Here is a 12,530-nt window from a genome sequence, read left to right as displayed (position 1 = left end):
TGCTTATTCAGGAAAGAAGAACGGGAGCTGCGGAAGCAGCTCTTCGCTGTATAATGTAGCTTTGCTGGCAGCAAAATCACCAGTTCGAACCGCCTTTGTGCCGAGCAGCAGATCGACGACGGCTGTCACGGTCCGGATCTTCATGCGCGCCGCTTCGCCCGTCGCGATGAACTCGTCGACACGGGTACTGAGGTCCTGCGGATAGTAGGCAGGCAGGATACTGCGGGCGACCAGCTGGTCGGCCATCAGTTTATTTTTGATCGTAAGGGGGAGCTGCTTCCAGACACTGATCTCCATAATCTGGGGCATCTCGTAATCGCCCGGAATTTCGGTATTGACCGATGCGCTCCACTTCAGCATTGCTGCATAATATTCCTGCTGGCCGATACCGGCGTGCTGGACGGCCTGCTGATAAAACGCATCCTCGGCAAGCTCCTTCAATAGAAGCTGAGCTTGCTTGCTGTCCGCCGAAGCTGCCATGCGGGCAGCCGTCTGCTCAAACAAGCGAAGACTTTTTAACAGATTGACCTGGCCCTGGGCCAGGAGCGGCGAGGTTGCCGGCAGGGCTGCTTCTGCAGCTTGACTGTATTTTTGGGCCGCCAGCTTCTCCAGATCCTTGAACGCCGCTTTAGGCTGGGTGGCCTGTTGCGAACGAATCCGGCTCAGAGCTGAGTGCCATTCATTCTGGAATTCACGATGAGGCAAAAATACGGTATGATAGAACGATACAAGATCCTGTTGCTGATATGCGGCTCCCCCGCCCTCGCTTTGCAGCAGCTTCATCGGTTGATACTTGGTCTCCGTCTTCTCGGCGCCCACTTTGACCCCGTAGAAGAAAGCGGCCACAGCTACTACCAGCATGAACAAAAAACCTAGACTGAACAACATCTCTGTACGTGAAAGTCGTTTTTCCATCCGAAATCTCCTTCATGTGCTATGTATGGTTCTATATTGTAAGCTGCATCGGTCAAAGGATCAATAATAATCAACAGGCGGTTACTCATGAGAAAATTTAAATGGCAAAAAATCAAGATCAGGCAAGTAACGGCTGACCAGCTGGACGACAGGATGCTTTTGATCAATCTTTATGTTTCTCAAGGTCTTATACTTGTTATCGGTATTGTATGGATTTTATTACAGCGTCAGAATATAATTTCGTTATTGGCCATTCCGAATTCCTTTCCTTTTATATATTGGGGCTTGGGGCTAGCGGCGGCTGTGATCGTCATCGACCTGGCTATCTCCCGCTGGGTGCCGGAGGAGGCGGCGGATGACGGTGGGGTGAACAACAAACTGTTCCGCGAGCGGCCCATCTGGCATATCGTACTAATCTGTCTGATCGTGTCCATCTGCGAGGAGCTGCTGTTCCGCGGAGCCATTCAGTTCGCCATCGGCCCCTACTGGACCAGTATTGTTTTTGCCGCCATCCACATTCGTTATTTGAAGCATTGGATTCCGACCGGACTTGTGTTCTCGATCAGCTACGGTCTGGGTTGGATCTATATCGAGACCGGGACGCTGTGGGCGCCGATTGCGGCGCATTTTGCTATCGACTTGGTGATGGGACTCATCATCCGCTACCGGAGGGAAACATGAGCAGAGTAGAGAAATATCGTAACCGTAGTAAAAACAGCTTGCAGCCGATGGAAGCGGAGTTTTCCGGCACAGATTTGCCATCCAGGAAGAAAAAACATCCCTCGAGCCGCGTCAAGCTGACTCAATGGTTCTACCGGCTGTTGATTGTCCTGTTCGTCGCCCTTGTCGCCGTCCTGTTCATATATGGGAATAAAGCGATCAACAGCGACATCGGCAAAAGCGGTCAGGAGCAGGCGAGAAAGGTGCAGGTGAACCTATAACGTGTGGTGGTTACTGGGTGCGGCCGCGGCCGCTGCGATCTTGATGGTCGCATGGATGATAAAAGAGGCTTTCGGGTGCAGGGTGGTGGTGGAAGAGGTAAGGCTGGATAGACTGCCTGAGTCCTTTGATGGTCTGCGCCTGTTCTTTATTAGCGATATTCACCGCCGGACCATCCCTCAGCGTCTGGTGGAGCAGGCTGCGGAGGCTGGCGGAGCGGATCTCGTCTGTATCGGAGGCGACTTGAGGGAGGGAGGTGTGCCGCTGGAGAGGATCAGGCACAATATCCGGACTCTGTCGCGCATTGCTCCCGTCTATGCTGTCTATGGCAATCATGATTATGATCAATCGAGAGTGGAGCTGGATAAACTGCTCCATGAAGAAGGCTGCACGACTCTGGTCAATGAGCATATACTCCTGAAACGGCCGGAGGGGAGCATGATCAAACTGTGCGGTCTGGACGATCCGATCACGGAGCGGGCCCGTCTTGCACAAGCTCTTAAGCGCGGCGAGGCGCGGGATGAGAGCGGACTGTTCACCTTGCTGCTCTCCCACGATCCGAATATACTGGACAGGCTGGAAGGCGCCCCAGTGGACCTCATCTTGTCGGGTCACACCCACGCAGGTCAGATCACGCTCCCCGTATACGGGCCGCTGTTGCGCTCGCCGGAGATTCTCACCTACTTGAGGGGCTGGTATACGCTGGAGGACGCTCCTGGCGTCGTGAAACCCCGGCTTTATGTAAGTGCCGGATTTGGCACCTCCAAGCTGCCGATCCGGCTGGGAGCGCCTGCGGAAGCCAAACTTCTCATTCTGCGGCAGCGGGACGGTCGGGAAGCTTGATAGTCGCCGGATCGATGAAGCTATAGCCTTTGGCCGTAAGCAAGCCGAGCAGCTCATCCAGTGCGTCGGCGGTCCAAGGCAGTTCATGCATGAGAATATTGGCACCGGGGTGGAGCTGTTCCATGACGGAGCTGATGACTACCTCCGGGTTGTCCCGCGCAGCGTTCTCCCAATCCCTTGAACCGTTGGACCAGGTCATATAGAGCAAGCCCTGCTCCGCTGCCATTTCCTTTACGGCGTCTCCTCCCGAGCCGAAGGGCGGCCGGAAGAAACGGGGGGCCTCGCCGGTCACTTCGCTGACGATCGTCTGCACTTCATCGATTTGGCGGCGCGCTTCCTGCGGCTCGGCCTTCCTCAGATCAATATGGTCCCAGGCATGATTGCCGATCATATGCCCGTTGTCGCTGACCAACTGGAGAAGTTCCGGCTGCTGCTCGACACGGTATCCGTTAACGAAGAAGATGGCTTTAGCGCTATGCTTGTCGAGTATAGCGAGCATACGCTCCAGCAGCGCTCGCTCCTTGGGCCCGTCGTCAAAAGTCAGCAGTACCGCATCGGCATCGACTTCGTCGCTAAGCGGTGTGAAACGGTATGAGGCGTCGTTCATCTCGTACTGTATTTCCAAAGGCGGATCGCCAGGGACATCCGGCTCCGGCTCTGCAGCATTAGGTTCTACTTCAGAGCCGGGCGATTCCTGGCCCAAAGTGTCCGTTTCTTCTGGAGTTGCTGATTCGGAGACCGGCGTCTTCTCTGGCTGTTCTTCAAGCTGCGGCGGCGGGCTGTCCTTGGTTTCTCCCGGTCCTGCCGAGCATCCTGCGAGCAGCGCCAAGGCCAGCAACGCGCCTCCTAAAGGATGTGTTGTGCGGTTCATGCCATTCCCTCCCATGCAGTAGCTGATTGTTTCCTCATTGTACCATACCCTCTTCGAGTCCGAAGGACACGCCTGCATGCTCCGGCCCCGGAGGGGGAAAGCTACCAATGGCAATTCAACTCAGCTTAAGGAGGAATGGCGAATGAGATGGGGATCGATACTCGCAGGCGGGCTGCTCGGCATCGCTGCAGCCGCCGTGATTGCAAGACGACGTCCCGGCGCGCTGCATTTAGTCGGCGAAGGCGTCAGTACGTTGTGGCGAGGTCTCAGCCACCGTACGTTAGATCGCATGTTTAACCGGGAAGCGGAGCGTGATGCTGCCGCTCCTGCAGTTCACGATGCCCAGGCGGGTGCAGAGGGAATGGCGGTACTTGAGCAACTGGTGGCCAACGACCCTGTTGCCCGCAGCGAAGCCAACAAAATTCTTACGGAAAATCACCTCTCCAGTCACTAGCACATTACTGTTGCATCATCCGCTCTGCACCTCCCGTGAGGGGGGAGGGCGGATGATTATTTTTTGTATCCGGTAGTGCAATCCATAGTCAAAAATGATAACATAGTTACATATAATAATTTTGTTCACATATTATATGTCGCTTCATAATCTGTTATAACTTGATGCTGCAAAGGAGGATCCTGTCATGAAGATCGAGCGATTGAGTCAGGACAAGATCAGGATTTTCCTGACGTTCGACGACCTGCTGGAGCGTGGGATCCAGAAGGACGACATGTGGCGCGAAATTCCGAAGGTGCACGAACTGTTCAGCGAGATGATGGATCAGGCATACAGCGAGCTGGGGTTTGACGCCAGCGGGCCGCTTGCCGTCGAAGTTTTTGCGCTTCCAGCGCAAGGCATGGTCGTTATTGTAACCCGCGGCAGAGCCGAGGCGCAGATTCACGAACGCGCAGACAGCGACGAAGACAATGATGAAGATGTCTATGAGATGGAGGTTACCCTCGAGCAAAGCGACGTCATGATGTACTCTTACCGGGATTTTGAGGATGTCATATCCGTCAGCAAGCAGCTTCAGGCTGCAGGACTTTCCGGGGATGGCCGACTTTATTCCTATAAAGAGCGCTGGATTCTTGCATTTGACCCAAGTGGATTGGAGACAGCGCAATATCATGCGATCATTGCTTTGCTGGCCGAGTACGGCGAGGCCACATCGGTTACGGCCGCTGTGTTGGAGGAATACGGCAAGGTGGTCATACCGGCAGGAGCCGTCACGGAGATCTGTCAGCACTTCAAATGAATACCGATAGAGAGCATCGTCAGTCGCGCCTCTGCTGGACGATGCTCTTTTACTTGAATGAACAGCCTCACCAAACGTTCCGTATAGAACCGTTACATCCCGCCCATATTAGAACCGTGCTACATGACGGGACTTTTGACGGGGTGGTGTTAACGAATGATAGCAGTACAAGGAGCGTTCGACGTGCTGAAGTCGACCCAGATCGTTATCGAGCAGGCGCTGCGCAAACTGGGCTACGGAGATGATATGATCGATCTGCTGAAAGAACCATTGCGGATGATGACCGTAAGGATTCCGGTCCGCATGGACAATGGCGGTACGAAGGTTTTCACGGGCTTCCGGGCTCAGCATAATGATGCGGTCGGACCGACCAAAGGGGGCGTTCGCTTCCATCCCGATGTGAACGCGGATGAAGTGAAGGCTCTTTCTATTTGGATGAGTCTCAAATGCGGCATCGCGGATCTGCCTTACGGGGGCGGCAAAGGTGGGATTATCTGTGACCCGCGGGGGATGTCTTTCCCGGAACTGGAGCGTCTTAGCCGCGGCTACGTGCGAGCAATCAGCCAACTGGTCGGGCCCACCAAGGACATACCTGCGCCGGATGTCATGACCAATTCTCAGATCATGGCCTGGATGCTGGATGAATACAGTCGCATCCGGGAGTTCGACTCGCCCGGTTTTATTACCGGCAAGCCTCTTGTCCTCGGCGGTTCGCGGGGCAGAGAGACGGCGACGGCGCGCGGCGTCGCCGTCATGATTCACGAGGCTCTGCGAACCCGGGGGATTCCCTTGCACGATGCCCGGATTATCATTCAGGGCTTCGGCAATGCCGGCAGCTTTCTGGCCAAATTTATGCATGAAGCCGGCGCATCTGTAATAGGGATATCCGATGTGCACGGCGCGTTGTATAATGAAGATGGACTGGATATCGAGCATCTGCTGGACCGCCGGGACTCATTTGGCGCTGTGACCAATCTGTATTCCGGCTCGATCAGCAATGAGGAACTTCTGGAGAGGCCGTGCGATGTGCTGGTACCCGCAGCGATACAGAACCAGCTTACCGCAGACAACGCGCCGCGTGTGCAAGCCGGGATCGTTGTAGAAGCAGCTAACGGCCCGACAACGCTGGAGGCGACACGTATCCTGACGGAGCGGGATGTGCTGATCATACCTGATGTACTTGCCAGCAGCGGCGGAGTGATCGTCTCCTACTTTGAGTGGGTCCAGAACAATCAGGGATATTATTGGAGCGAGTCGGAAGTAGAGCATAAGCTTCAAGATATGATGATCCGAGGCTTCAGGCAGGTATATGAGCTGCATCAGAGTCGAGCGGTCGATATGCGGCTCGCTGCATATATGGTTGGTGTCAGACGGCTTGCTGAAGCCGTGCGGTATCGCGGTTGGGTTTGACTAACACGAGGAAGGGGGATGACAAATGGTGCTATTGTTCTCGATATTAATGGCGGCAGTGGCACCTGGCGTCTCCTTGCTGACTTATGTCTATTTGAAAGACCGATATCATTCCGAGCCGATTACTATGGTCCTGAAGCTGTTTTTTCTCGGTGCACTGGTTGTGTTTCCGATCATGATCATCCAACGGGGACTGCTTCTGTGGCTGGGCGAGTCGCCGATTGTATTTTCCTTTATTATTTCGTCAGCCGTTGAAGAGGGGCTGAAATGGTTTGTTCTGTTCCATATGATATACAATCACACCGAATTCGACGAGCCTTACGACGGTATCGTATATGCCACTGCCATTTCGCTTGGTTTTGCCACATTTGAGAATGTGCTGTACGCTTTTCTCGTTCCCTCCTCTTTTGGCGGACTCCTGATGCGCGCGCTCCTGCCTGTTTCCGGGCATGCGTTGTTCGGGATTATGATGGGTTATTATCTAGGCAAAGCCAAGTTCAGTCCCGGCCCTCAAAAGCGCAAATTTATCGCCATGTCGCTCGCTCTGCCATTGTTCTGGCACGGCACATACGATTGGATTATGCTCACTCTAAAAACCAACTGGGTTTTTATTATTGTGCCGTTAATGGTATTCCTGTGGATACGGGGACTGCGCAAGATCCAACGGGCTAACAATAACTCGCCGTTCCGTCTGCTCAAGCGCGAGGACGAGATTAAATTTTAGCCGATCCGTCAACACTTTCAAGTAGCAAAGCAAACCGTTACAGGAGGTGTGCGGGTGGAACAGAGAGTCAAAGTCCGGATCCGCTGCAGACAATGCGGCGAGAAATTCGTTCTTCGCGGGCGTATGGAAAAGGGTCATATCACTACCGGCTTCAAACAATGTCTATGCAACAACTTGGATGATTTCGAAATTGAGGAACACCAATAAGAATGTATAAAGCTCCTTCTTGCAAACCAAACTAACACCAGGTATTGCACAGAAAGGAGCTTTTGTCTATGTATAAGCGTTTGAGCGCTGTGCTGTTTCCTGTCATGGCGCTGATGTTCATCGGCGCAGCCTTTTGGGGCTATCAGGAGCATCAAGACAAAAATGCGGTGCTGATCAAGGCGGAAAATCAGTATCAACGGGCTTTCCATAATCTCAGCTACGATCTGGATCAAATCCACAAACAGTTGGGCAATACCTTGGCGGTAAGTTCGAAATCAAGCGGACATCACCGCAAAGGTCTGGTCAATGTGTGGCGCATGACAAGTCAGGCGCAGAATGAAATCAACCAACTCCCGCTCACGATGTTGCCGTTTAGCAAAGCAGAGGATTTCCTCTCGCATGTCGCTAGCTTTGCATATCGCACATCGATTCGGGACCTCACCAAAGAACCGCTCTCGGACAAGGAATTTACGACTCTCAAGACGCTGTATACCAAATCGGAAGAACTGACAAAGGACCTACAGAACATGCAGACTGAAGTCATGCAGAACAGTTTGCGATGGATGGATGTGGAGGTGGCGATGGCATCCCGGCAGGAGTCGGGTACTAACGCCATTATCGATGGCTTCCGCACAATGGAGGATAAGGTAGGCCAATACCCCGAGATCGATTGGGGGCCTACGGTATCTGCGGTATTCCAGAAGCATACGCTGCGCGCCTTGTCAGCGGAAGCAGTCGGACCTGAAGAGATCAAGCAAAAGGCCGCGCGTTTCCTCGGCTTGGCTGATAGCAGCGGTGTCGAGGTTGTCGAAAATGGTACAGGTACCGAATACGAAACGTATACGGCCATCGTGGACACCGGTGACGGCGAACCTGCAAGAATCGATTATACCAAGCGCGGCGGTGAGCTGATCTCCTTTTTCAACCCCCGGGAGGTTGGCGAAAAGCAGGTGAATCTTGAAACGGCGGAGTCTGCTGCCCGAGAGTTCCTGGCTTCCCACGGATACCCGGATATGGAGGCTGTAAGTTATGACGAATACGCCCGAACCGGCAATTTCACATACGTTGCTACGCAAGATGGCGTGCTGATCTACCCGGACCGTGTGACGGTACAAACGGCACTGGATGATGGTCAGCCGGTTTCGATGCAGACATCTGACTATCTGTATGAGCATCGCGAACGCCGGCTGCCCGAGCCGGGATTGACGGAGCAAGAAGCGCGGGAATCCCTGAACCCCGACTTTGAGGTGCGTTCTGCCAAGCGGGCACTCATCCACAATGAGCGCAAGGAAGAGGTTCTGTGTTACGAGTTTCTTGGTCGAATCAACGGCTCGCTCTATCGAATCTTTATCAATGCAGACACAGGTGAAGAGGAATCGATCGAACAGGTGCCCGGTATGAATGATGAAGTGCTGCAGCAGGCCGACTGAACAACATGTGCCAACGAGTGTTGCACATTTGGCGCCCTTTCTTTCGAGGGGCGCTTTTTGCATGCTAAGAACGTTTTGGCGTTCATCTTTTCCTGAAGTCTATTGTATAGCTCGTATCCGATTGGCGTGCTATAATAAATGGATTACAAGGGGGGAGCCAAAGTGTTGCCGAGTGTGAATCAAGTGTTGTATCTGCAAGTCGCTTCACCCGATGAAACGGAAGCCCGTATCGAATACAAAACGAGGATTGCGGATATGGGTGATGGAGATTTGTTGATCGAAATTCCTTTGAATGAAGCGACAGGTCGCTATAAAAAGCTTTATCTGGGCGACGAGCTGTCGGCTTTTTTTGTGGTGGAGGGCGGCGTCAAGCATTATTTCAATTCACATGTGATCGGATTTCGAGAGGATGTCGTCCGCCTGGTAGCGATTCAGAAGCCGGATACCGAGCAGATTACCAAGGTGCAGCGCCGAAGCTTCCTGCGTGTTGCCGCGGAGCTGGAGCTGGCAGTGAGACTGACTGAAGGCATCAAATTTGTCGCTGCAACAGATGATGTCGGCGGCGGCGGCATCTCATTCATCTGTGAAGGCAAGTGGAAACTGAAATTCGGCGATCTGCTTGATAGCTGGTTGTTGATTCCATATAGAAACGGATCTTTGGACCATGCGAATTTTAAAGCGGAAGTCGTACGCATCAAGCCGCTAGAAACAGGAAGAACCCAAGTGATGTGCAAATTCGCCGCGATCTCGGACGGGGAACGCCAGAAAATTATCCGCTTCTGTTTCGAAAGGCAGCTCGATTTTCGCAAACGATAGCATACATAGGACGGTTTTGCACATACTAGCCATACATTGCCAACTTCGCGGGATAAGGAGACAGTTGCTCATGAACGGTACAGCGAAGCGCCGCCGGGCCGGCCATCCGCCTTCAGAAGTACTACGGGAGCTGACAGTGATGGATAAAGTTGGAGCATTACTCGGCAAGGCTGCTCTTATGCTGCTTGCCCTCCTTTTGGCTGCCCAGTTTGCCCTGCAGTTCAGCTCGGTTCGACAACTTGTTACAGGAATCGACAGAGCGGAAGGCGAACCTCTGTCCCTTGCGCAAGCGCGCCAGGAAATCACCCCCATGAAACTTGCATTTACAGCAAATTAGTGCCTCGCTGTTAAACCTTGTTTTTTGCATCTTAGCTTATAGTGTGGTATAATTTTCACGTTCGCAGGCAGAGCCTGCTTTTTTATTGATACTTAGGCTTTACACTTCGCAAGGGGGATTTGCCGTTGAGCACACAGCATCGAGACGGGAGCGAACGGATCAATATCGCTATCGACGGGCCTGCAGGCGCAGGGAAGAGCACAGTGGCGAGAAAGGTCGCCGAGCGTCTGGGCTACATCTATATTGATACCGGAGCCATGTATCGCGCTGTGACGCTGGGCATTATCCGTGCGGGAGTAAGTGCGGACGACCATGCAGCCGTTGCCGCTGCGGCCGCATCGTTTGACATCCTCATCACCAATGAGGACGGCAGGCAGGAGGTACTGCTGGACGGCCAGCAGGTGACGCAAGAGATTCGTTCCCGTGAAGTGAATCTCCTCGTATCCGAGGTCGCCGCCATACCGGCTGTCAGAGAACTGCTGGTGGACAAGCAGCGCAACCTAGCCCTCATCAAAGGCGTCGTCATGGACGGCCGGGATATCGGTACCAAAGTGCTCCCGGGTGCCGACTTGAAGGTTTTTCTGACGGCAAGTGTCGAGATTCGCGCGCAGCGCAGATTTCTGGAGACGACCGGTAAGCAGCAGATTACGCTTGAGCAGCTGCGCCGTGAGATCGCCGCACGCGACAAGATGGATCAGGAGAGAACCGTTTCGCCGCTGACACGCGCTGCCGATGCGCTTATTGTAGATAGCTCGCATCTCACGATCGAACAGGTTGTCGAACATATTATTGAATTAGGCAGAACCAAATTGGCGGGGGCGAAGTAAACTATGATGTATCGCATTTGTCAGACCCTGCTTCGCGCCATTTTTGCAACCTTGTTTCCGCTGAAGGCCGAAGGGCTGGACAATATTCCGGCCAGCGGGCCCGTCTTGCTCTGTTCCAATCATATCAGTAATATTGATCCGACCACAGTAGGCGTCAAAGTCCGCCGCAAGGTGCATTACATGGCTAAGGCCGAGCTGTTCAGCACTAAGCTCTCCAACGCTTTTCTTCGTTCGCTTGGCGCCTTTCCTGTTAAACGAGGCGGCGTCAGCAAGGAATCGATCCGGCTGTCGATCCAGATGCTCAAGGACGGTCATGTCGTTGGGATATTCCCTGAGGGCACGCGTGGCGGGTCCGAAGACAGTATGGGCAAGAAAGGCGCAGCCATGATGGCTTTGCGCAGCGGGGCTGCCGTCGTTCCTGTGGCCATCATCGGACCCTACAAGCCGTTCCGCAGGATGAAGATCAAGTATGGCAAGCCCATTGATATGCAATCGTTTATCGACAATCCATCATCAGATGTCCTGGACCAGGCAACCGAGCGAATCATGACCCATATTAGAGCCATGGTGCGTGAAGGCTAAAGTTTTGATTGAGTTTTAAATCCTGACGCCACAATTTATGCTTGACTCGGCGCACAGGTTTAAATAAAGTTGGGGTATGAACTGAGGAGGTTATTTCAAATGTCAGAAGAAACAAAAATCCAAGATTCAACGGTTGAAGAAACGGTAAGCCAGGAAGAGGCTGCTGCCGAAGCGGAAAACCAAGAGGCTATGGACAATCTGGTAACGCTGAAGAAAGGCGATACCGTAAAAGGTTCGATCGTCAAAATCGAAGATAACCAGGTGACTGTCAGCCTTGGATATAAATATGACGGTGTTATTCCGCTCCGTGAATTGTCCGCAGTCCAGATCGATAGCGCGACAGGCCTGGTCGAGCTCGGACAAGAGATCGAACTGAAAGTCGTCAGCATCGATGATGATAAGGAGAAGCTGGTGCTCTCCAAGCGTCTGATCGACGGCGAGAATGCATGGGATAAGCTGCAAGAAGACTTCGACAACGGTAATGTATTCGAGATTACAGTTGCCGATGTAGTCAAAGGCGGTCTGGTCGCCGATGTCGGCGTTCGGGGATTCATCCCGGCTTCGATGGTCGAGCGTCATTTTGTCGAGGACTTCAGCGATTACAAAGGCCGCACCTTGCGTGTCAAAGTCAAAGAGCTGGACCGTGAGAACAACAAGGTCATCCTCTCTGCCAAAGAAGTTCTAGATAGCGAGTTCGAAGAGAATAAGCAGCGTGTAATGGAATCTCTTGAGGTCGGTCAGGAGATCGAGGGCACAGTACAACGACTGACTCCATTCGGCGCATTTGTCGATATCGGCGGAGTGGATGGATTGGTCCACGTATCGGAGCTCTCCTGGCAGCATGTCGCTCATCCGAAGGATGTCGTCTCCGAAGGCGACACCGTTCGCGTCAAAGTGCTGAAAGTCGACCCGTCGGTCGGCAAGATCAGCCTCAGCATCAAAGCGGCTCAGCCGGGTCCGTGGGATACAGCTACCGGTCAATTCAATACAGGCGATATTGTTACCGGCACTGTCCGCAGACTGGTGAACTTTGGAGCATTTGTAGAGATTGCTCCTGGGGTAGAAGGTCTGGTCCATATTTCCCAGATCGCTCATCGCCACGTTGCGACACCATTTGAAGTACTGCAGGAAGGTCAGGAAGTCAAAGCGAAGATCTTGGACTTCAACCCTGGCGAGAAGCGTGTAAGCCTGAGCATCAAGGAAACTGAGGAAGCTCCTGAGCAAGCGCCTCGCTCCGAGCGTCCTGAGAGATCAGATCGTGGGCCTCGCGTGTCCAAAGAAGATCTCAACAACCCTAACGTCAGCCTGAATAAAGAAGGCATGAGCTTCACGCTTGCTGAGCGCTTCGGCGACAAACTGAGCAAATTCAAATAAGT

At 53.2% G+C, this 12,530-nt stretch carries 15 protein-coding genes; 13 read left to right on the top strand and 2 right to left on the bottom strand.

The annotated features are described in order from the left end of the window. Window positions 1-3: 3 nt before the first annotated feature. Window positions 4-915 carry a hypothetical protein gene (locus tag ABC336_RS02230; protein WP_413237107.1) on the bottom strand — a complete coding sequence of 304 codons (912 nt, stop codon included), beginning with the start codon at window positions 913-915 and terminating at the stop codon, window positions 4-6. A gap of 87 nt (window positions 916-1,002) precedes the next feature. On the opposite strand from ABC336_RS02230, the gene ABC336_RS02225 reads away from it, so the two are divergent. Genes ABC336_RS02225 through ABC336_RS02215 form a run of 3 tightly spaced genes read left to right on the top strand, consistent with a single transcriptional unit; the run spans window position 1,003 to window position 2,697 of the window. Continuing rightward, window positions 1,003-1,596 carry a CPBP family intramembrane glutamic endopeptidase gene (locus tag ABC336_RS02225; protein ID WP_413237106.1) on the top strand — a complete coding sequence of 198 codons (594 nt, stop codon included), beginning with the start codon at window positions 1,003-1,005 and terminating at the stop codon, window positions 1,594-1,596. Further along, window positions 1,593-1,856 (top strand): hypothetical protein, encoded by a 264-nt coding sequence (locus ABC336_RS02220; protein ID WP_413237105.1) that lies wholly within the window; start codon window positions 1,593-1,595, stop codon window positions 1,854-1,856. The genes ABC336_RS02225 and ABC336_RS02220 overlap by 4 nt, the downstream gene beginning before the upstream one ends. Window position 1,857: 1 nt before the next feature. Continuing rightward, a complete protein-coding gene (locus ABC336_RS02215) occupies window positions 1,858-2,697 on the top strand; it encodes a metallophosphoesterase (RefSeq protein ID WP_413237104.1) in 840 nt (279 codons plus the stop codon). On the opposite strand, the gene ABC336_RS02210 is transcribed toward ABC336_RS02215, so the two are convergent. Beyond that, window positions 2,663-3,568: a polysaccharide deacetylase family protein gene (locus ABC336_RS02210; RefSeq protein WP_413237103.1), complete on the bottom strand. Its 906-nt coding sequence runs from the start codon at window positions 3,566-3,568 to the stop codon at window positions 2,663-2,665. The two genes, ABC336_RS02215 and ABC336_RS02210, sit on opposite strands and share 35 nt — an antisense overlap. Before the next feature lie 142 nt (window positions 3,569-3,710). Between ABC336_RS02210 and ABC336_RS02205 the strand changes: the two genes are divergently transcribed. From ABC336_RS02205 to rpsA, 10 genes are all read left to right on the top strand, one after another. Further along, window positions 3,711-4,022: a hypothetical protein gene (locus tag ABC336_RS02205; protein ID WP_413237102.1), complete on the top strand. Its 312-nt coding sequence runs from the start codon at window positions 3,711-3,713 to the stop codon at window positions 4,020-4,022. Between the two features lie 187 nt (window positions 4,023-4,209). After that, on the top strand, window positions 4,210-4,821 hold the full coding sequence (locus ABC336_RS02200; RefSeq protein ID WP_413237101.1) for a genetic competence negative regulator: 612 nt from the start codon (window positions 4,210-4,212) through the stop codon (window positions 4,819-4,821). Between the two features lie 156 nt (window positions 4,822-4,977). Continuing rightward, window positions 4,978-6,231 (top strand): Glu/Leu/Phe/Val family dehydrogenase, encoded by a 1,254-nt coding sequence (locus ABC336_RS02195; protein ID WP_413237100.1) that lies wholly within the window; start codon window positions 4,978-4,980, stop codon window positions 6,229-6,231. A 28-nt stretch (window positions 6,232-6,259) separates the two neighbouring features. Continuing rightward, window positions 6,260-6,955 (top strand): glutamic-type intramembrane protease PrsW, encoded by a 696-nt coding sequence (gene prsW, locus ABC336_RS02190; protein WP_413242419.1) that lies wholly within the window; start codon window positions 6,260-6,262, stop codon window positions 6,953-6,955. A gap of 275 nt (window positions 6,956-7,230) precedes the next feature. Next, window positions 7,231-8,592: a germination protein YpeB gene (gene ypeB, locus ABC336_RS02185; RefSeq protein ID WP_413237099.1), complete on the top strand. Its 1,362-nt coding sequence runs from the start codon at window positions 7,231-7,233 to the stop codon at window positions 8,590-8,592. 162 nt (window positions 8,593-8,754) lie between these two features. After that, window positions 8,755-9,408: a flagellar brake protein gene (locus ABC336_RS02180; protein WP_413237098.1), complete on the top strand. Its 654-nt coding sequence runs from the start codon at window positions 8,755-8,757 to the stop codon at window positions 9,406-9,408. Window positions 9,409-9,478: 70 nt separating this feature from the next. Next, the gene (locus tag ABC336_RS02175) at window positions 9,479-9,745 is read left to right on the top strand and encodes a hypothetical protein (RefSeq protein ID WP_413237097.1); all 267 of its coding nucleotides are present in this window, start codon (window positions 9,479-9,481) and stop codon (window positions 9,743-9,745) included. A 125-nt stretch (window positions 9,746-9,870) separates the two neighbouring features. Then, window positions 9,871-10,572 carry a (d)CMP kinase gene (gene cmk / locus ABC336_RS02170; RefSeq protein WP_413237096.1) on the top strand — a complete coding sequence of 234 codons (702 nt, stop codon included), beginning with the start codon at window positions 9,871-9,873 and terminating at the stop codon, window positions 10,570-10,572. Between the two features lie 3 nt (window positions 10,573-10,575). Beyond that, entirely contained in the window at window positions 10,576-11,154 is a 579-nt protein-coding gene (locus ABC336_RS02165) for a lysophospholipid acyltransferase family protein (RefSeq protein WP_413237095.1), read from the top strand. Between the two features lie 99 nt (window positions 11,155-11,253). Then, a complete protein-coding gene (rpsA, locus tag ABC336_RS02160; protein WP_413237094.1) occupies window positions 11,254-12,528 on the top strand; it encodes a 30S ribosomal protein S1 in 1,275 nt (424 codons plus the stop codon). The last annotated feature ends 2 nt before the right edge of the window (window positions 12,529-12,530 follow it).

Source organism: Paenibacillus jepli, assembly GCF_047238105.1.
Taxonomy (GTDB): domain Bacteria; phylum Bacillota; class Bacilli; order Paenibacillales; family Paenibacillaceae; genus Paenibacillus_D.
The sequence above is the reverse complement of the archived record's forward strand: the minus strand, read 5'-3'. Positions and strand labels throughout refer to the sequence as shown.